Annotated in this window: 16 protein-coding genes; 10 read left to right on the top strand and 6 right to left on the bottom strand. The window is 71.7% G+C overall.

The genetic code is table 11. The features are described from left to right. Positions 1-62 precede the first annotated feature (62 nt). The 5 genes from AB0K67_RS13900 to AB0K67_RS13880 all read left to right on the top strand — a co-directional run bounded on the left by AB0K67_RS13900 (position 63) and on the right by AB0K67_RS13880 (position 4,305). Positions 63-689, top strand: a complete 627-nt coding sequence (locus tag AB0K67_RS13900) for a DUF998 domain-containing protein (RefSeq protein WP_364058342.1) — start codon at positions 63-65, stop codon at positions 687-689. Positions 690-794: 105 nt separating this feature from the next. Continuing rightward, entirely contained in the window at positions 795-1,253 is a 459-nt protein-coding gene (locus AB0K67_RS13895; protein WP_364058339.1) for a universal stress protein, read from the top strand. Positions 1,254-1,438: 185 nt separating this feature from the next. Beyond that, positions 1,439-2,839, top strand: a complete 1,401-nt coding sequence (locus tag AB0K67_RS13890; protein ID WP_364058336.1) for a methionine--tRNA ligase — start codon at positions 1,439-1,441, stop codon at positions 2,837-2,839. Between the two features lie 60 nt (positions 2,840-2,899). Beyond that, the gene (locus AB0K67_RS13885; protein ID WP_364058333.1) at positions 2,900-3,877 is read left to right on the top strand and encodes a phosphotriesterase-related protein; all 978 of its coding nucleotides are present in this window, start codon (positions 2,900-2,902) and stop codon (positions 3,875-3,877) included. A 41-nt stretch (positions 3,878-3,918) separates the two neighbouring features. Then, entirely contained in the window at positions 3,919-4,305 is a 387-nt protein-coding gene (locus tag AB0K67_RS13880) for an STAS domain-containing protein (RefSeq protein WP_364058330.1), read from the top strand. Positions 4,306-4,769: 464 nt separating this feature from the next. Here the strand turns inward: AB0K67_RS13880 and ilvD are convergent, their stop codons facing one another. Together ilvD and AB0K67_RS13870 are read right to left on the bottom strand one after the other, a co-directional pair. Then, positions 4,770-6,419 (bottom strand): dihydroxy-acid dehydratase, encoded by a 1,650-nt coding sequence (ilvD, locus tag AB0K67_RS13875; RefSeq protein ID WP_364058327.1) that lies wholly within the window; start codon positions 6,417-6,419, stop codon positions 4,770-4,772. 76 nt (positions 6,420-6,495) lie between these two features. After that, a complete protein-coding gene (locus tag AB0K67_RS13870) occupies positions 6,496-7,716 on the bottom strand; it encodes a saccharopine dehydrogenase C-terminal domain-containing protein (protein WP_364058324.1) in 1,221 nt (406 codons plus the stop codon). Positions 7,717-7,818: 102 nt separating this feature from the next. On the opposite strand from AB0K67_RS13870, the gene AB0K67_RS13865 reads away from it, so the two are divergent. The 3 genes from AB0K67_RS13865 (at position 7,819) to AB0K67_RS13855 (ending at position 10,666) form a co-directional block, all read left to right on the top strand. Then, a complete protein-coding gene (locus AB0K67_RS13865) occupies positions 7,819-8,535 on the top strand; it encodes a TetR/AcrR family transcriptional regulator (RefSeq protein ID WP_364059552.1) in 717 nt (238 codons plus the stop codon). A 132-nt stretch (positions 8,536-8,667) separates the two neighbouring features. Further along, on the top strand, positions 8,668-9,414 hold the full coding sequence (locus AB0K67_RS13860; protein ID WP_364058321.1) for a DNA-formamidopyrimidine glycosylase family protein: 747 nt from the start codon (positions 8,668-8,670) through the stop codon (positions 9,412-9,414). 202 nt (positions 9,415-9,616) lie between these two features. Continuing rightward, entirely contained in the window at positions 9,617-10,666 is a 1,050-nt protein-coding gene (locus tag AB0K67_RS13855; protein WP_364058318.1) for a spore photoproduct lyase family protein, read from the top strand. 118 nt (positions 10,667-10,784) lie between these two features. Here AB0K67_RS13855 and AB0K67_RS13850 read toward each other — a convergent pair whose 3' ends face one another. From AB0K67_RS13850 to AB0K67_RS13835, 4 genes are all read right to left on the bottom strand, one after another. After that, complete coding sequence (locus tag AB0K67_RS13850; RefSeq protein ID WP_364058315.1) at positions 10,785-11,564, bottom strand: hypothetical protein; 780 nt, start codon at positions 11,562-11,564, stop codon at positions 10,785-10,787. A gap of 1,046 nt (positions 11,565-12,610) precedes the next feature. Then, positions 12,611-15,007 (bottom strand): Tex family protein, encoded by a 2,397-nt coding sequence (locus tag AB0K67_RS13845; RefSeq protein ID WP_364058312.1) that lies wholly within the window; start codon positions 15,005-15,007, stop codon positions 12,611-12,613. A 27-nt stretch (positions 15,008-15,034) separates the two neighbouring features. Then, the gene (locus AB0K67_RS13840) at positions 15,035-15,202 is read right to left on the bottom strand and encodes a hypothetical protein (RefSeq protein WP_364058309.1); all 168 of its coding nucleotides are present in this window, start codon (positions 15,200-15,202) and stop codon (positions 15,035-15,037) included. Between the two features lie 77 nt (positions 15,203-15,279). Continuing rightward, positions 15,280-15,714 (bottom strand): RpiB/LacA/LacB family sugar-phosphate isomerase, encoded by a 435-nt coding sequence (locus tag AB0K67_RS13835; protein WP_364058306.1) that lies wholly within the window; start codon positions 15,712-15,714, stop codon positions 15,280-15,282. A 121-nt stretch (positions 15,715-15,835) separates the two neighbouring features. Here AB0K67_RS13835 and AB0K67_RS13830 point away from each other — a divergent pair, with 121 nt between their 5' ends. Beyond that, positions 15,836-16,906: a DUF917 domain-containing protein gene (locus tag AB0K67_RS13830; protein WP_364058303.1), complete on the top strand. Its 1,071-nt coding sequence runs from the start codon at positions 15,836-15,838 to the stop codon at positions 16,904-16,906. Beyond that, positions 16,899-18,437, top strand: a complete 1,539-nt coding sequence (locus AB0K67_RS13825) for a hydantoinase/oxoprolinase family protein (RefSeq protein WP_364058300.1) — start codon at positions 16,899-16,901, stop codon at positions 18,435-18,437. Before AB0K67_RS13830 ends, AB0K67_RS13825 begins: the two co-directional genes overlap by 8 nt. The last annotated feature ends 16 nt before the right edge of the window (positions 18,438-18,453 follow it).

The raw sequence follows: 18,453 nt of genomic DNA, 5'->3' as shown, positions 1-18,453 counted from the left end.
TCAGGGCGGTTTCGGGCCCATCTCCGATGTTCGCCGAGCCCGCGTTCCGCGAGCTTGGAGGCATGAAGGGATTGCTTGTCAGCGGATTAGCGGCCATCGGCGCCGGCAGCGGCGCGATGCTCACCCTGCACGCCGGCTCGAACCTCGACCCGATGCACGCCGTGATCAGCGAGTACGTGTGGCAGTCCGCCGGCTGGCTGCTGCCCACGTCGCTGACCCTGTTCACCGTGGGCGCCCTGCTGATCGCGGAGGCGCTGCGCCGGGCGGGGGCGAACCGCTGGGTCGTCGTCCTGCTGCTGGGGTGGGCGGCGAGCATGTTCCTGGTGGGCGCGTTCCCGACCGACCGGCCCGGCGTGCCGCTGTCGCTGTCGGGCGGCATCCACCGCTACGCCGCTTTCGCCGCGTTCGTCATGATGCCGCTCGCCGGGCTGCTGCTGGCCAGGGCGAAGGTCCGCTACGCCAAGGCGCTGCGGGCGCTCAGCATGATCGCCGTGGGCGCGCTGGTCCTGGTCGTCGTCCCGTACGTGGTGCGCATGTTCGGCATCCCGCTGTCCAACGACGACATCCCCGCCGGGCTGACCCAGCGCGTCGTGGTCGTCACGGAGCTCGGGGTGCTGGCGCTGGCCGGGCTGACGATGCTCAAGCCGTCGGCCCGCCGGGTGCCGGCCCTCGCGGGGAAGCTCGCGTAGAAGGCTCTCGGGGGCGGCTCGCGTAGAAAGATCGAATCGGCAGGCGTGAACGCCGCGCTCCCGGAAAGAGGGAGGCCCTGACCTACCTCCCGAGGAGCTGACGAGATGACGATTCTGATCGCGTACGACGGGTCCGACGACGCCAAGGCCGCCATCCAGTTCACGGGGCGGATGTTCCCCGGCGAGCACGCCGTGGTGCTGACGGTGTGGGAGCGGCTGGCGATGACCTCGGCCAGGGCGTCGGCCGGTCTCATGGTGACGATCGACCAGTCGGGCGCCGAGGACGAGGCGATCGGGGAGGCGATGAGCGACCTGGCCAGGCAGGGGGCCGAGCTGGCCCGCGAGGCCGGGCTCGAGGCCACCCCCAGATGCGACGTGGACTCCGTGGCGGTCTGGTCGACCATCGTGGACGTGGCGGACGAACTGGACGCCTCCCTCATCGTGACCGGCACCAGAGGGCTGGGCGGGGTGCGCTCGCTGCTGCTCGGCAGCACGTCCGACCGGGTGCTGCACCACGCGCACCGGCCCGTGCTGGTCGTCCCGGGTCCCCGGAAAGACGCGTGAAATCGTCCCGGGTCCCCGGAAAGACGCGTGAAAGCGGACGCGCCCATGGCGTAAGCTATCCACATGATCACGACGTGCCGCCGAATGATGGCCCCTTAGGGGGCTTCCATAGGCACGTCCACGTTGAGGCCCTGCTATCCGGGGCCTCTCGTCGTGTCCGGGGCCCCGCTTTCCGGAGGCATCCGATGTACGTCACGACCACCATCCCCTACGTCAACGCCCGCCCGCACCTCGGGCACGCGCTGGAGCTCGTCCAGGCCGACGTGCTGGCCAGGCACCACAGGCGGCGCGGCGAGCCCGTGCGGTTCCAGACCGGCACCGACGACAACTCGCTGAAGAACGTGCTGGCCGCCGAGGCGGAAGGCGTGCCGGTGCGCGAGCTGGTCGATCGCAACGCCGCCGCGTTCGAGGCGCTGCGCGGGCCGCTCGACGTGTCGTTCGACTCCTTCATCAGGACCAGCGCGCACCCCGCGCACCGCGCGGGCGTCGAGGAGATCTGGCGGGCCACCGAGCACGACCTCTACCGGCGGCACTACGAGGGGCTCTACTGCGTGGGCTGCGAGCAGTTCTACCAGGAGGGCCCCTGTCCCGACGGGCACGCAGAGCCACTGCAGAAGGTGTCGGAACAGAACTGGTTCTTCCGGCTCTCCCGCTACCAGGACGCGCTGCTCGACCTCATCACCAGCGGCCGGCTGCGCATCGAGCCCGCAGCCCGGCGCAACGAGGTGCTCGCGTTCGTCTCGGCGGGGCTGGCCGACATCAGCGTCTCCCGCTCGGCCGCCCGCGCCCGCGGCTGGGGCATCCCCGTGCCCGGCGACCCCGGCCAGGTCATCTACGTCTGGTGGGACGCCCTCGCCAACTACGTGACGGCGCTGGACGAGCCCGGCGCGTACGAGCGGTGGTGGGTGCACGAGAAGGACAAGGTGCACATCGTGGGCAAAGGCGTGATCCGCTTCCACGCGGTCTACTGGCCAGCCATGCTGCTGTCGGCGGGGCGGCCGCTGCCCACCGCCATCTTCGTGCACGACTACATCACGGCCGGCGGCCGGAAGATCAGCAAATCGGCGGGCAACGGGGCCGATCCGGTGGCGCTGGTGGAGGCGTACGGGACCGACGCCGTGCGCTGGTGGCTGCTGCGCGAGGTGCCGCGCGTCGGCGACGCGGACTTCACCGAGGAACGGCTGCGCGCCAGAGCGGACGAGGACCTCGCCAACGGCCTCGGCAACCTGGTCAGCAGGGTCGCGACCATGGTGCACCGCTTCCTCGACGGCCACGTGCCGCCGCAGGACGAGCCGCTGGTCGAGGTCTCGGTCGACGAGGCGCTCGCCGACTTCGACTTCCGCAGGGCGGCCCTTGAGGTGTGGCGCATCGTCGAGGAGGCCAACCGGTACGTCGAGAGCGCCCGCCCCTGGGCGCAGCCGCGCGCCGCGCAGGAGGTGTCGCTGGGCCGGCTGGTCGGCGCGTGCCGGGAGCTGGCCGTGCAGCTCGAGCCGTTCCTGCCGACGGCGGCGCGGCGGGTGGCGGCGGCGGTCGGCGGCGACCGGCTGGCCAAGCCGCGCCCGCTGTTCCCGCGCCGAGGGGTTTGACGATCTTCATCGCCGGGCTTACGTTGGCGGCCGGCCGACCAACCGGTATGGAGGTGCTCCGTGCCCACCGTCGAGACGCTTCGCGGCCCCGTCGACGTCGATTCACTCGGACAGACCCTGATGCACGAGCACGTGTTCGTGCTCGCCGCAGAACACGTGGACAACTACGGCAAGGGAGCGTGGTGGGACGAGGAGGCCCGGGTGGCGGACGCGGTCGCCAAGCTGCGCGCGCTGGCGGCCAAAGGCGTGCGCACGCTCGCCGACCCGACCGTGTGGGGCCTCGGCAGGAACATCCCGCGCGTCAAGCGCGTCGCCGATCAGGTGCCGGAGCTCAACATCATCGCCGCCACGGGCCTCTACTTCTACGACGAGGTGCCGCACCAGTACGAGCACCGTGGACCCGGCCTGCTCATCGACTGCCCCGACCCCATGATCGACGACTTCGTGCGCGACCTCACCGAGGGCATCGCCGGCACCGGGGTGAAGGCGGCCTTCCTCAAGTGCGTGGTCGAGGCCAAGGGGCTCACGCCCGGCGTCGAGCGCATCTGCCGGGCCGTGGCACAGGCGCACCTGCGTACGGGGGCGCCGATCACCGTGCACACCAACGCGGGCGCCCGCAGCGGGCTGCTCGCGCTCGACCTGTTCGCCAAGGAGGGCGTGGACCTGAGCAAGGTGGTCGTCGGGCACGCCGGCGACAGCAACGACCTCGACTACCTCATGCGCCTGGCCGACACCGGCGCCACCCTCGGGATGGACCGCTTCGGCCTCGACCTGTACAACCCGACCGCGCAACGCGTGGCCACGATCGCGGCGCTCGCCGCCCGCGGCTACGCCGACCGCATGGTCCTCAGCCACGACACGGCCTGCTTCATGGACTATTTCGGCGGCTCATGGGAAGAGACCCGCGACGCGGTGGCGCCGAACTGGCGCTACGATCACATTCACGACGATGTCTTGGCCGCACTGCGGGACTCTGGTGTGACCGACGACCAGATTGAGCAGATGCTGGTGTTCAACCCGAAGCGCTACTTCTCATAGAGTGGTTGGATCGGGAGAGCGACGCGGGTAGGTGGAACTGGGTGACTTCGGAGCAGGCCTTGTCGATAAGCCTCGGACTCCAAGGACCCTGCGTCATCGCGCGGTTGACAGGGGACTTCGACTTCGGTTCTGCCGCCGAGGTCCGCGACCGCGTGACCAAGGCCCTCGATCTCACCCAGCCGCCGCTGCTCGTCATCGACATGCAGGCCGTGAGCGTCTGTGACTCCTCCGGCCTGTCGGTGCTGGTCTACCTGCACAAAGCCGTCACCGCCTCCGGCGGGCGGCTGCTGCTGTCGGGGCTCAACGGCCGGTGCAAGCACCTGTTCGCCATCACGGCGCTGGACAAGTTCTTCGACATCCGCAGCACGGCCGAGCTGGCCATCGCCGAGCTCAGCGAAGCGGCGGACTCGCCGCCGTTCACGGACTGACCCCTGCCGGGCCCTGAGGGCTCAGGCCGGGCGGCCGGTCGAGCGGTTCTGAAGGTCCCGCAGAGCGGCGTTCTCAGGTGCGCACAGTGCGGCTTTTCCAGGTGCGCGCAGTGCGGCGTTTCGAGGTTCGCGCCGAGCGGCGGGCAGGCCCAGAGTCGCATCGAGGAAGCCGCGCATCCGGGCCTGACGCCTCAGGCGTCTTTCAGGGACTCGCCCGTTTTTCAGGTGGTGACGAGGAGCGCCACGCCGATCAGCACCACGACCGGGACAAGCCACATCACGACCTCGACGGCGAATTCCTTCATCATCGAGCAGGTCTCCATTCAGGTGAGGGCACGCGAAACGTCACTGCGCAGCATAGCCGTCCCCGGCCGCTGCCCGGTCACAGGGGCGTCCGCGTGCCCCTTCGATCGAACCCTGAGCTCAGACGGTGACCGCGCCGTCGGAGGCCGGGCGGACCGAGCTCAGACGGTGACCGCGCCGTCGGAGGCCGAGTGGACCGTGGCGACGTACTTCGCGAGCACGCCGCGCTCGACCTCACGCTCGGGACGTCGCCACTCGGCGCGGCGGCGGGCCAGCTCGTCCTCGGGCACCAGCAGGTCGAGCGTGCCGGCCGCGCTGTCGATCACCACCGTGTCGCCGTCGCGCACCAGCGCGATGGGCCCGCCGTGGTACGCCTCCGGCGCCACGTGCCCGATCACCAGGCCGTGCGAGACGCCGCTGAAGCGGCCGTCGGTCACCAGCGCCACGGAGTTGCCGAGCCCCCGGCCGACCAGCGGCCCGGTGATCGACAGCATCTCGCGCATGCCCGGGCCGCCAGCCGGGCCCTCGTACCTGACCACGATGACGTCGCCAGGCACGATGCGGCCCTCCTGGATGGCGACGTAGCAGTCGTTCTCCGAGTCGAACACCTTGGCCGGGCCCTCGTGCCGGAAGTCGTCCTTGCCGCCCAGCTTGAGCACGGCCCCGTCCGGCGCGAGCGAGCCGCGCAGGATGGCCAGCGCGCCGCGCTTCTTGAACGGCTTGTCCGCGCTCGCCACCACCTGCTGTCCCGGCGTCTCCTCGGCGGATGCCGCCACCTCGGCCAGCGTGCGGCCGTCCACCAGCGTGACGTTCTCGCGCAGCAGCCCGGCCTCCAGCAGCCGGCGCACCACCAGCGACGTGCCGCCCGCCCGCCACAGGTCGAGCGCCGTGTGGTCGCCGCCGCTCGGCTTGAGCCCGGTGATGATCGGCACCTCGCGGCAGACCTCGCCGATGCGGTCGATCTCCAGCGGCAGCCCCGCCTCGCGGGCGATGGCCAGCAGGTGCAGCACCGCGTTCGTGGAGCCGCCCATGGCCGCCACCGAGACGATCGCGTTGTGCAGCGCGTCGGCGGTGAGCACCTTCGAGGGGCGGGCGTCGCGGGCCAGCGCGTCCATGGCGATCTCGCCGATCCGGCGGGCCGCCGCGTTCTTCTCCTCCGCCACCGCCGGGATGTCGCCCACCCCGAACGGCGCGAGGCCGAGGAAGTCGGCGACCGCGCCCATGGTGTTGGCGGTGTACTGGGCGGCGCAGGTGCCCGCGCCGGGGCAGGCGTGCTTGGCCAGGTCGTCGAGCTCGGACTGGTCGAGGCGGCCCACCTCGCGCTCGCCGAGCGCCTCCCACATGTCCTGGATCGTCACATCCTTGCCCCGCCAGCGGCCCGGCATCATGCTGCCGCTGTAGAGGACCACTGACGGCACGTCCAGCCGGGCCAGCGCCATGATCGCGGCCGGCACGGTCTTGTCACAGCCCACGATGGCCACCAGCGCGTCGAACTGGTGCGCCCGGCCCATCAGCTCGATCGAGTCGGCGATCACCTCGCGGCTGATCAGCGACGTGCGCATGCCGGGGGTGTGCATGGTGAGGTTGTCGGAGACGGCGATCGTGTTGAACTCCATGGGCAGCCCGCCCGCCGCCCGCACGCCCTCGGCCACGTGGGCGGCGAGGTCGCGGTGGTTCAGGTTGCAGGGCATGGTGCCGGTCCAGGTGGAGGCGATGCCGACCACAGGGCGGCGCATCTCCTCCTCCGACAGGCCCATGGCGTACAGGTGGGAGCGGGCAGGTGCGCGATCGGGGTCGTCGGCGATGCTCAAGAGGTCTTCCTCCCAGGTACGGGTCGAGGCACCTTTATGATCCAACGTCCTGTTCGGGTGCTCTCGTCCGACCCCCTCACTGCTCGCGCATGCCCCACGGTGAGCCGTACGCGACCAGCAGATCCAGGAACGGCCGCGCGTCGAACGCCTCGGGCCCCAGCACGCCCGCGCCCTTCCAGACCCGCTCGGCCAGCAGCTCCAGGGCGATCACCGGGTTGACCGCGGTCTGCCAGACGACCGCCTGCGAGCCGTACTCGCGCATCGACCACTGGTTGTCCACCACGTGGTACAGGTACACCTCGCGGGGCCGCCCGTCCTTGACGCCCTTCACCCACGTGCCCGCGCAGGTCTTGCCGTGCATGCGATCGCCCAGCTCGGCCGGGTCGGGCAGTACGGCGGCGACCACGTCGCGGGGCGACACCTCGACCGTGCCCCGGCCGGTCCGCACCGCCACCGGCTCCGTGCGGTCCACGCCGATCGCGTGCAGCGTCTTCAGCGCGCCGATGAACTCCTCGCCCAGGCCGTACTTGAACGTCACCCGCCGCGCCGGGATCCACCGCGGCACCAGCACGACCTCCTCGTGCTCGACGTTCACGCACTCCACGGGGCCGATCCCGTCGGGGAAGTCGAAGATCTCGGGCTCGCTGAACGGCTCCGTGGTGTACCAGCCGCGGTCCTTCTCATAGATCAGCGGCGGGTTCAGGCACTCCTCGATCGTGGTCCAGATCGAGAACGAGGGCGCGAACTCGTAGCCCTCGACGGTCAGGTTGCCGCCGTCCCTGACGCCGATCTCCTCGATCTCGTCGAACAGCTCATCGGCCGCGTAACGAGCGAACACGTCGGCGAGGCCGGGCTCCACCCCCATGCCCACCAGCGCCAGCCTGCCGCGCTCGGCCCACTCCGCCGCCCTGGCGAACTGCTCGTCGCCCAGCTTCACGCCCACCTCCTCGTACGGGCGCTCCGGGTGCGGCTTGGACATCGACATGGCCATGTCGAGGTAATCGGCACCGGCGGCGAGCGCGGCGTCGAACAGGGGCAGCACGTAACGCGGGTCGGTGGCGTTGAGCAGCACGTCGCAGCGGTGCTCGGTGAGCAGCGCGGTGACGGCGCGGGTGTCGGCGGCGTCCACCCTGACCGGGGTGAACCTCCCGGCGCGGTCGCCGAGCGCGGCGACGGCGGCCTTGGCGCGGGGGAGGTCGTAGTCGGCGACCACCATGTGGTCGAAGAACGGGCGGCGGGCGGCGATCCGGGTGATGGCGGTGCCCACACCGCCGGCGCCCACGAGAAGGATACGCATGGCGATAAGTCCCCTTTTAGCAGTGTTTTGGGGGTTGTGTCGCTATCCAATGTCCGTACGCTGGACAACGTCAATGGCGTTGGCATAAGGAGCGTGACCGCGATGGCCAAGCGGGTGGTGTCCGAGAGCGCGCGACGACGGCGGCGTCCCACTAAGCAGGGGCAGGTGCTCACGCACGGGCTCATCGTCGAGACCGCGCTGCGCATGCTGCGCGAGCACGGCGCCGCCGGGCTCACCGCGCGCCGCCTCGGGCTGGCGCTCGGCGCTGACGCCAGCACCATCTACCGGTACTTCCGTGGCATGGACGACCTGGTGCTCGCCATCGCCGACGAGCTGTTCGGGCACGCCATGAGCGGCTTTGCGCCCACCGGCGACTGGCGGGCCGACCTGCGCGAGCTGGGCCTGCGCATCCACCACTCGTACCTGGCGCACCCTCAGGCGGCGCTGCTGACCGCGAGCCGGGTGACCGGGCGGCCCAACGAGGTGGCGGGTGACGAGATGATCCTCGGGATCCTGCGGAACGGGGGCTTTCCGGATGAGGACGCTGTCCGGATTTATCACGCCTTCATCGACCAGAGCCTGGCGTTCTCCATCCTCGACGCCGCCACCCTCGCCCTGCCTCCTGCCGCCCGCGAGGCCGACGAGGAGGTCTGGCGGGAGACGTACGCGCGGCTGCCCGCCGAGACCCACCCCCACATCGCCGCCACCGCGCCGCTGCTGGTGGCGAGGATGAACGACAGCGCGTACCCGATCGCGCTCGACATGCTGCTCGCCAGCGCCGAGGCCCAGCTCGCCCGCGCATCGAGCGCTGAGCCTTAGCCCGCTTCCGGCCGCTCGCCTGCCTCTGGCCGCTTCCCCGCCTCTGGTTGCGTGCCCGCTTCCGGCGGCGTACTCGCTTCCGGCGGCGTGCTCGTGCGGCGCGGCGGGGCGGCATCGGGGTAGGGGCTCTGCATGCCGGAAGGACACCTGATCCACCGCCACGCGCGGGAGCAGCACGCCGACCTGGGCGGGCGTGTCCTGCGCGCGGCCGGGCCGCAGGGGCGCTTCGACGCCAGGCCGTACGACGGTCGCGCGCTGCGCTCGGTCGAGGCGCTGGGCAAGCACCTGCTCTACCACTTCGACGACGCGCCCGCCGTCCACGTGCACCTCGGCATGCGCGGCATCTTCCTGCGCTACGCCGACCCCGCCACCCCGCCCAAGGCGGGCACCCGGCTGCGGCTGGCCACGGACGACGTCGCGTACGACCTCATCGCTCCCTCCCTGTGCGAGCAGCTCGACCCGGACGGCGTGGACGCGCTGCGCGCCTCGCTCGGCCCCGACCCGCTGCGCGACGACGCCTCGCCGGAGGAGGCGGTGCGGCGGCTGACCGGGTTCCGCGGGCCGGTGGGGGCGGCCGTGCTCGACCAGAAGGTGTGGGCGGGCGTCGGCAACGCCTGGCGGGCCGAGCTGCTGTTCCTCATCGGCCTGCATCCGGGCGCCCGCGACGTGGACGCCGCCACGGCCGGGCGGCTGTGGGAGGCGGCGCGGTCGTACATGGTGCTGGGGCGCGATGCGGGGCAGGTGGTGAGCGATCCCGACGCGCCCGACGAGCGCTGGGTCTACAAGCGCGAGCACTGCCGCCGCTGCGGCACCTCCGTGGCGACCTGCCAGATCGCCTCCAGAACCGCGTACGTCTGCCCCGCCGACCAGCCCGCCTAGCACCGCGACCGCCCGCCGCGCCTTGTCGGCCGCGACCGCCCGCCGTGCCTTGTCGGCCGCGACCGCCCGCCGCGCCCGTGTGGCCGCCGCCCGCTCTCACATCCCTGCCGTGACCTGGCAGAACACCTGAGAGCCACGTGCCCGTCCATCGGGGACCGGCCGGTAGCCTGGACGTGATATGGCAATCACGATCAGTAACTCTTTGCTGGATATCCGGCGCATTTACCTCGAACCGGCCGCAGCCGAGCTACCGCGCGGGCAGGAGATCCTCGCCCGCTTCCCCGGAGCCGAACTGATCGAGGTCGAAAGCCATCACCGCATCCCCGAGCTGTACGGCGACGAGACCAACGTCAGCCGCTGGGTCCGCATCAAGACCGAGTCGCTCGTGCTCGGCATCAAGAAGTCGCTCACCGCCCGGCCCAACGGCCGCTCGTCCGACTTCATCGCGCCGTCCACCGCCAACGGCTGCGCGATGGCCTGCGCCTACTGCTACGTGCCGCGCCGCAAGGGCTACAGCAACCCCATCACCGTCTTCGCCAACATCGACAAGATCCTCGGCTACCTCGAACGCCACGCCGGGCGGCAGGGCGTCAAACCCGAGCCCGACCAGGTCGATCCGCGCGACTGGGTCTACGACATCGGCGAGAACTCCGACTGCTCGGTCGACGCCACGATCTCCGAGAACGTACGCGACCTGGTGGATCTGTTCGGCCGCCTCCCCAACGCCAAGGCCAGCTTCGCCACCAAGTACGTCAACCGCCACCTGCTCGATTGGGACCCGCGCGGCGGTACCAGGATCCGCTTCAGCCTCATGCCGGTGGCCGACTCCAAGCTGCTCGACATCCGCACCTCGCCGGTCGCCGCCAGAATGGAGGCCATCAACGACTTCGTGGCCGCCGGTTACGAGGTGCACGTCAACTTCAGCCCCGTCGTCGTACGCGACGGATGGCTCGACGACTGGGCCGAACTGCTCGCCCAGCTCGACGACGCCCTCAGCCCCGAGGCCCGCGCGCAGCTCGCCGCCGAGGTGATCTTCCTGACCCACAACGACCGGCTGCACGAGGTCAACCTCGGCTGGCACCCCAAGGCGGAAGAGGTGCTGTGGCGGCCGGAGCTGCAGCAGGCCAAGCGGTCGCAGACCGGCGGCTGGAACGTCCGCTACCGCACCGGCCACAAGGGCCGCTACGTCGCCGCACTCACCGACCTCATCGGCACCCGCCTGCCGTACTGCCGCATCCGCTACGCCTTCTAGGACCGCCTCGCTCACCCGCCGTACGGCGGACAGACCGCTTGAACGGCACCGACGAAGCGGATGGCGCGGCCCGGATGAACAGCCCGAAGTGGCGGATCCGGGAGCGGTGGGTGGCCGATCAGCGGTCCTTGGCGGCCATCGACAGGCGCTTGTTGAGCGAGGCCAGCGAGTCGTCCGCCATAAGGCCGGGCAGGCGCGGCGCATCGCGGTCGATCTGCCGCAACACGTCAGGATGGCCGCCCTGACGCATCGTCCAGGCCCGCACCACCTCGGGCATCGCCTCGATCGCCGCCTCCGACAGGATGGCCTCCCGTGGCAGCCACTGCGTCAGGAACTGCGACACCCGCGCCGGGCTCCACCACAGCGTCCGCTCGCCCACGAACTCCATCAGCACGTCGAACGCCTCGCGCACCCCAGGCCCCGACACGTCCAGCCCCTCAAGCCGAGCCTCAGCGGATGGCTCCTGTTGCGAGCCCGCCGGACCGGTGTCGTGAGAGGTCCGGGCCAGTACGGTACGAGCCCGGGTGATCGCGAACGGCCGAACCCCCGGCAAGGTGTCGGCGACCCGAGCCCCCATAACGCGGTCGGTCAGCTCGAACGCGTCAAGGACACGCTTCGCCACGCTCTCGGGAGGCGTCGGCCGCAGATCCAGCTCGTCGAGGAACTTCGCCTCCTCCACCAGCGCGTCCACCGCCAGGCCGCCGCTCGGCTGGTCGATGCCGACGACGAGGATGTGCGGCTCCTTGCCGTTCTCGTACCGGAACGACAGCACCGCCAGGACCTGCTCGCCGTAGGGGTCGGCCTTGCCGTACCAGCCGCCGTCGCAGCGTACCCGCCCCATCCGCCGCACCCACCCGGCCAGGCTGTCCAGCACGCCGTCCCCGGCTGCTGCGTACACGCTCCCCGCAGCCCGGGCGCCCTCGGCTCCTCCGTCCGCCTCCGCCGGCCGCTCGTCCGCACTCCCCGGCGCAGCCTCGTCGTGCCCGCCGCCTGCCGCGCCCGTGCCCTCGGCCGTCTCACCCGGAGCGGCCGGACCTTCGGTTGCGCCTTCGGAAGGGGGCGAGTCCTCGGATGCGCCGCCTGACAGGGACGCGGCTCCGCCCTCGTCACCGACGACCGAGCCAGGAGCGGAATGCTCACCCGGACCAGAGGCGGAATCTGCACCCGGGGCAAGGGCGGAACCTTCACCCGGCGCAGGGGCGGGTGTCTCACCGGGTGTTTCACCGGCGGCAGGGGCGGGTGTTTCACCGGGGGCAGGGAGGGGTGTCTCACCGGGGGCAGGGGCGGGCGTCACACCGGGCGCAGTAGCGGGGCGGTTGACCGCGGCGAGGGCGGCCAAAGCGAGCCGGGCCTCCATCCCGCCGTCCTCAGTGGCCCGCCGCAGGAACTCCTCCACCTGGCCCGAGCCCTCGAGCTCGGCCGTGAGCCTGGCCGCCCAGAGCTCGGTCCGCAGCGGTGAACGCCACCTGAGCAGGTCGCGAGCCTGGGTGATCGCCGTGTCGAACGCAGAGGTGCTCACCCTTGCACCGTATCGCCCCAGCCCCGGCCCCCTGCCCCACCGGCTCCTGGACGTGAGGGACGGTGCCGGAGCCTCGCACGGCTCTGCCGGGCCGCAGTGTCATGTGGGGGCAAGGCCAATCCCGCGTCAGCGGCACCGGGGAGGGGGAGGAGCCTTCAAGGCCATCGGCTCTTCGCAGGCGTGGGCCGTGCTGGTTCCCCGGCCAGGTGGTGGGGCGGGCCGGTGGTGGAGGTCCCGTGTCGGCGCGGCCCTCGGCCGGTGCGGTTTTTCGTGGGGTTGGTGGTGTGTGGTTTCGGGCTGGTGGTGGTGCGGGTCGGTGGTGGAGGTCCCGTGTCGGCGGCGCCCCGGTTGGGGCGGTCTCTCCATGGGGTTGGTCGTGTGCGGTTCCGGCCCGTCGGGGGCGGGCCGGAACCGGGGACCGGTTTTCAGCGGAGGTCGCCGCCGAGGCCGGCCTTTCTGAGGGCCTCGGCCATGGCGCCCGTCGGGGCGGGGCGGTCCTGGCGGCGGCCTCCGCCGCGGCCACCCTCGCGGCCGCGCTGGCCGCCTCCGCCGCGCCCGTCTCGGCCGCCGTCACCACGGCCGCCGCGCCCGCCATCCCGGGCCCCGTCACGGCCCCCGTCGGCGCGGCCCGCCCCACGGCCCGCACCGCGGCGGGAGCCCTCGGCGCCCTGCTCCGTCGTGATGTCGTCGTCCAGGCGCAGCGTCAGCGAGATCCGCTTGCGCGGGATGTCGACGCCGAGGACCTTGACGCGGACGATGTCGCCGGGCTTGACCACGTCACGCGGGTCGGAGACGAACGTGCGCGACATGGCCGACACGTGGACGAGGCCGTCCTGGTGGACGCCGATGTCGACGAACGCCCCGAACGCCGCCACGTTGGTGACCACGCCCTCCAAGATCATGCCGGGCGACAGGTCGGACAGCTTTTCGACGCCCTCCTTGAAAGTGGCGGTCTTGAACGCGGGCCGCGGGTCACGGCCGGGCTTCTCCAGCTCGCGCAGGATGTCGGTGACGGTCGGCAGGCCGAAGGTGTCGTCGGTGAAGTCGCGCGGGTCGAGGGAGCGCAGCACCGCCGTGTTGCCGATCAAGGACTTCAGGTCGGTCTTGGCGGTGGTCAGGATGCGGCGCACGACCGGGTAGGACTCGGGGTGCACGGCGGAGACGTCGAGCGGGTCGTCGCCGCCCCTGATGCGCAGGAAGCCCGCGCACTGCTCGAACGCCTTGGGGCCCAGCCTGGGCACGTTTTTGAGCGCGGCGCGCGTGCGGAACGGGCCGTTGGCGTCGCGGTGGCGGACGATGCTCTCGGCCAGCGTGGCGCCGATGCCGGACACGCGGGTGAGCAGCGGGGCCGAGGCGGTGTTGACGTCGACGCCGACCGCGTTGACGCAGTCTTCGACGACGGCGTCGAGCGTGCGCGACAGCTTGGACTCGGCGAGGTCGTGCTGGTATTGGCCGACGCCGATGGACTTGGGGTCGATCTTGACCAGCTCGGCCAGCGGGTCCTGCAGCCGCCGGGCGATGGAGACGGCGCCGCGCAGCGACACGTCGAGGTCGGGCAGCTCCTGCGAGGCGTAGGGGGAGGCGGAGTAGACGGACGCCCCGGCCTCGGAGACGACGACCTTGGTGAGCGACGGCATGTGCTTGACCAGCTCGCCGGCGAGCTTGTCGGTCTCGCGGGAGGCGGTGCCGTTGCCGATGGCGATCAGCTCGACCTTGTGGCGCTGGGCCAGCGCGCCGAGCACGGCGAGCGACTCGTCCCACTGCCGCTTGGGCTCGTGGGGGTAGATGGTGGCGGTGTCGACGACCTTGCCGGTGCCGTCGACGACGGCGACCTTGACGCCTGTGCGCAGACCCGGGTCGAGGCCCATGGTCGGCCGCGCGCCCGCCGGTGCGGCGAGCAGCAGGTCGCGCAGGTTGGCGGCGAAGACCCGCACCGCCTCGTCCTCCGCCGCCTGCCACAGCCGCATGCGCAGGTCGATGCCGAGGTGGACGAGGATGCGGGTGCGCCAGGCCCAGCGCACGGTCTCATTCAGCCACTTGTCGGCCGGCCTGCCCTGGTCGGAGATGCCGAACCGGGCGGCGATGCGCATCTCGTAGTCGGGGCTGTCGTCGGGCTCGAGCGTGACGGAGAGGATCTCCTCCTTCTCGCCCCTGAACAGGGCGAGGATGCGGTGGGAGGGCAGCTTGGTGAACGGCTCGCCGAAGTCGAAATAGTCGGCGAACTTGGCCCCCGCCTCCTCCTTGCCCTCGCGCACCTTCGACACCAGCCGGCCGCGCTGCCAGAGCTGCTCGCGCAGGCCGCCGATGAGGTCGGCGTCTTCGGCGAAGCGCTCGATGAGGATGGCCCGCGCGCCTTCGAGTGCCGCCGAGGCGTCGGCGACGCCCTCGGTGACGAAACTTTCGGCGGTGGCGACCGGGTCGAGCGTGGGGTCGGCGAGCAGCTGGTCGGCCAGCGGCTCCAGGCCCAGCTCGCGGGCGATCTGCGCCTTGGTGCGCCGCTTGGGCTTGTAGGGCAGGTAGATGTCCTCGAGCCTGGCCTTGGTCTCCGCGGCCATGATCTGGGCGCGCAGCTCGTCGTCGAGCTTGCCCTGGGACTCGATGGACTCCAGGATCGCCGTCCTGCGTTCCTCCAGCTCCCGCAGGTAGCGCAGCCGCTCTTCCAGCGTGCGCAGCTGAGCGTCGTCGAGAGCGCCGGTGGCCTCTTTGCGGTATCGCGCGATGAACGGCACGGTCGCACCGCCGTCGAGCAGCTCGACGGCCGCCTGCACCTGGCCTTCGCGCACGCCGAGCTCGGCGGCGATCCGCTGGTGAATAGAGAGCACTTGCCTGCCTTTCGATGGTCCCGCCGGTCAATTGTGCAGGACGATGCCGTCCTTCATGACCAGAGTGCGCGCAGGGTGAACGACGACCGCCTCCGCCGCGCCGCCGCACGGCACCACGACCAGGCCGGCCGGCTCTCCGGTGGTCGTCCGGCGGGGGTGCCGGGGGAGCCCGCCGCGGTGCAGGACGAGGGTCATGCCCAGCACCCTAAAGGCCGGGACCGACGATTTCCCGGCGTCCGCCGGGGTCGCGAGGTCCGGTGCTCAGCGGCGGGTCAGATCTCGTTCACGTGGTCGATGTTGGCGCGGTCGGCCGGGTCGTCGCTCGGCCGCCCCTCGAACCAGGCGTCCAGGATCTCGTCCAGCACCACCTCCGAGGTCAGCCGCAGGCTCAGCGCGAGCACGTTGGCGTCGTTCCACTTGCGCGCCCCGTCGGCGGTGTACGCGTCCACGCACAGCGCGGCGCGCACCCCGGGCACCTTGTTGGCCGCGATCGACGCGCCCGTGCCCGTCCAGCAGCACACCACGCCCTGCTCGGCGCGGCCCTCCGCGACGTCGCGGGCGGTCAGCTCGCAGGCCCACGCCCAGTCGTCGCGCTCGCCGTCGTTGAGCGCCCCGTGGGTGACGACGTCGTGCCCGCGCTTGCGCAGCTCCGTCACGACCCGTTCGGCCACGCCGTCCTTGCTGTCGGCGGCCACCGATATCCGCATGCGACCTCCTCTCCTCGCCTCCCACACTTACCAACGGAAACGGTCCCGAGTGAACGTTTTCACCCGCGCGAAACGCGCTGGACTGGCGAAATATGCGCCCATGTGGTTGGTTGAGTCGCCAATGAGGATTGATGCGAAAGACATCCAGGCGCTCGCCCGTGGCTGTGCCGTGCTCGGCACCGGCGGCGGGGGAGACGTCCGTACGGGATCGCTGGCGGCGGTGAGGGCCATCCGCGAGTACGGGCCGGTCCCGCTGGTGAAACTGGGCGACCTGCCCGACGACGCCCTCGTGGTGCCGCTGTCCGGCATCGGCGCCCCGACCGTGAGCCACGAGATGATCCACGGCGAGGACGAGCCGAAGCGCATCGCCGAGGAGGTGGAGCGGATCTTCGGCCGCCCGCCGAGCGCGATCATGTCGTCGGAGATCGGCGGCGCGAACGGCGTCGCGCCGGTCGCCTGGGCCGCGCAGCTCGGCGTGCCGCTGCTCGACGCCGACGGCATGGGACGGGCCTTCCCCGAGGTCCAGATGGTCTCGATGTACGTGGCCGGGCTTCCCGCCGATCTGGTGATCATGTCGGACGTCGCGGGCAACGTCGTCACCATCCGCCCGCTCGACGGCCTGTGGTCGGAGCGCATCGCGCGCGCCGTCTGCGTGGCCGTGGGCTCGCACGCGCTGATGGCCGACTACGTGCTGACCGCCGCCACGGCCAGGGGCGCGGTCATCGAGGGCTCGGTGACCAGGGCCTTGGAGGTCGGCAGGGCCACGCAGGGCGCCGCCGACCCGCTGGAGGCGCTGCGCGAGAGCCTGGGCGCGGTCCGGCTGATCACCGGCAAGCTGACCGACGTGGAGCGGCGCACGACGGGCGGGTTCGTACGCGGCACCGCCACGATCGAGGGCACCGGCGACGACCGCGGCCGCCGCCTGAGCGTGGAGCTGCAGAACGAGAACCTGGTCGCGATCGAGGAGGGCCGGGTGCGCGCCATGGTGCCTGACCTCATCACGGTCGTGGACACCGAGACGGCCGCCGCGATCCAGACCGAGGCCCTCAGGTACGGCCAGCGCGTGACCGTGCTCGCCTGGCCCTGCGATCCCCTCTGGCGTACGGGCAAGGGCCTGGAGACGGCGGGACCGCGCGCCTTCGGATACGACCTGGACTACGTCCCCGTGGAGGAGCTGATGGCGCGTGGCTGACCTGCGCATCGGGATCGACGTCGGCGGCACCAACACCGACGCCGTGGTGCTTGACGCGGGCGGCCGGGTGATCGCCAAGGCCAAGCGGCCGACCACGCCGGAGGTGACCGGCGGCCTGCGCGCCGCGCTGGACGCCGTGCTCGCCCAGGTCGAGGACCGTTCCCAGGTGACCCGCGTCATGCTGGGCACCACGCACGCCACGAACGCGATCCTGGAGCGGCGCGGGCTCGGCAGGGTCGCGGTGCTGCGGCTGGGCGCGCCGGCCACCACGGCGGTGCCGCCGCTGTCCGACTGGCCGGACGACCTGCGCACAACCGTCTCGGCCGGCGAGGCGATCGTGCCCGGCGGCCATTACGTGGACGGCCGCGAGATCGGCCCACTCGACCTGGACGCGGTGCGCCGCTTCCTGGACGGTGCGGAGGCCGACGCCGTGGCGGTCACCGGCGTCTTCAGCCCCGCCGACGACGGGCACGAGCGGCGGGTGGCGGAGCTGGTCGCCGCCGAGTACGGCCTGCCGGTGTCGGTCAGCCACGAGATCGGCTCGCTCGGCCTGCTCGAACGCGAGAACGCGACCGTGCTGAACGCCGCGCTGTACGGCGTCGCCGCCCACGTCACCGACGCCCTGACCACGGCTCTCGCCGAGCGCGGGCTGAGCGCACGGCCCTACCTGGCGCAGAACGACGGCACGCTGATGACCCTGGAGCACGCCGCCCGCCTGCCGGTCTCCACGATCGGCTCGGGCCCGGCGAACTCGCTGCGCGGTGCGGCGTACCTGTCGGGGGTGCAGGACGCGATCGTGGTGGACGTCGGCGGCACCTCGACCGACCTGGGCGTGCTGGCCGGCGGGTTCCCGAGGGAGTCGGCGGCGGCCACGGAGATCGGCGGCGTGCTCACCAACTTCCGCATGCCGGACATCCTGGCCATCGCGCTCGGCGGCGGCACCGTGGTGCGCCCCGGCGGCGTCGGCCCCGGCTCGGTCGGCTACCGGATCGCCACGGAGGCGCTGGTGTTCGGCGGGACGACCGCGACGATGACGGACGCCGCCGTCGCGGCCGGCCGGGTGCCTCCAGGCGGCGAGGACTGGCCGCAGCGCCTGCCAAGCGCTCACGAGAGCACGATGCTCCGCGACGCGGTCACGAAAGCGGACGAGATGGTCGCCGACGCCGTGGACAGGATGACGCTCGGCCGTACCGACCGCCCCCTGGTCGCGGTGGGCGGCGGGGCGTTCCTGCTGCCTCAGGAGGTTCCCGGGGCGAGCCGGGTGATCAGGCCCGAGCACGCCGAGGTGGCCAACGCGGTGGGGGCGGCCATCGCGCTCGCGAGCGGCAGAGTCGATACGATCTTGCCTGCGGGAGAAAGCCGGGCACAGGCCATCGAAAGCGCTAAAGAGGAAGCGCAGGCGCGGGCCGTGGCGGCAGGGGCCGACCCCTCCACGGTGGAGATCGTGGACCTCCTGGAGGTGCCGCTGAGCTATCTCTCCGAGCCCGCCGTGCGGGTGCACGTCAAAGCAGCCGGACCCCTCGCCCGGTGACATAGCGAAAGGATCC

The organism is Nonomuraea sp. NPDC052634 (assembly GCF_040678535.1).
GTDB classification, from domain to species: domain Bacteria; phylum Actinomycetota; class Actinomycetes; order Streptosporangiales; family Streptosporangiaceae; genus Nonomuraea; species Nonomuraea fastidiosa.
This window is presented reverse-complemented; position numbering and strand designations above follow the sequence as displayed.

Excerpts from the sequence above, each read along its gene's own strand:
- AB0K67_RS13870 (WP_364058324.1), bottom strand. The coding sequence starts at position 7,716 with ATGCGTATCCTTCTCGTGGGCGCCGGCGGTGTGGGCACCGCCATCACC.
- AB0K67_RS13830 (WP_364058303.1), top strand. The coding sequence starts at position 15,836 with ATGAGGATTGATGCGAAAGACATCCAGGCGCTCGCCCGTGGCTGTGCC.
- AB0K67_RS13865 (WP_364059552.1), top strand. The coding sequence starts at position 7,819 with ATGGCCAAGCGGGTGGTGTCCGAGAGCGCGCGACGACGGCGGCGTCCC.
- AB0K67_RS13860 (WP_364058321.1), top strand. The coding sequence starts at position 8,668 with ATGCCGGAAGGACACCTGATCCACCGCCACGCGCGGGAGCAGCACGCC.
- AB0K67_RS13840 (WP_364058309.1), bottom strand. The coding sequence starts at position 15,202 with ATGACCCTCGTCCTGCACCGCGGCGGGCTCCCCCGGCACCCCCGCCGG.
- AB0K67_RS13895 (WP_364058339.1), top strand. The coding sequence starts at position 795 with ATGACGATTCTGATCGCGTACGACGGGTCCGACGACGCCAAGGCCGCC.
- AB0K67_RS13890 (WP_364058336.1), top strand. The coding sequence starts at position 1,439 with ATGTACGTCACGACCACCATCCCCTACGTCAACGCCCGCCCGCACCTC.
- AB0K67_RS13900 (WP_364058342.1), top strand. The coding sequence starts at position 63 with ATGAAGGGATTGCTTGTCAGCGGATTAGCGGCCATCGGCGCCGGCAGC.
- AB0K67_RS13835 (WP_364058306.1), bottom strand. The coding sequence starts at position 15,714 with ATGCGGATATCGGTGGCCGCCGACAGCAAGGACGGCGTGGCCGAACGG.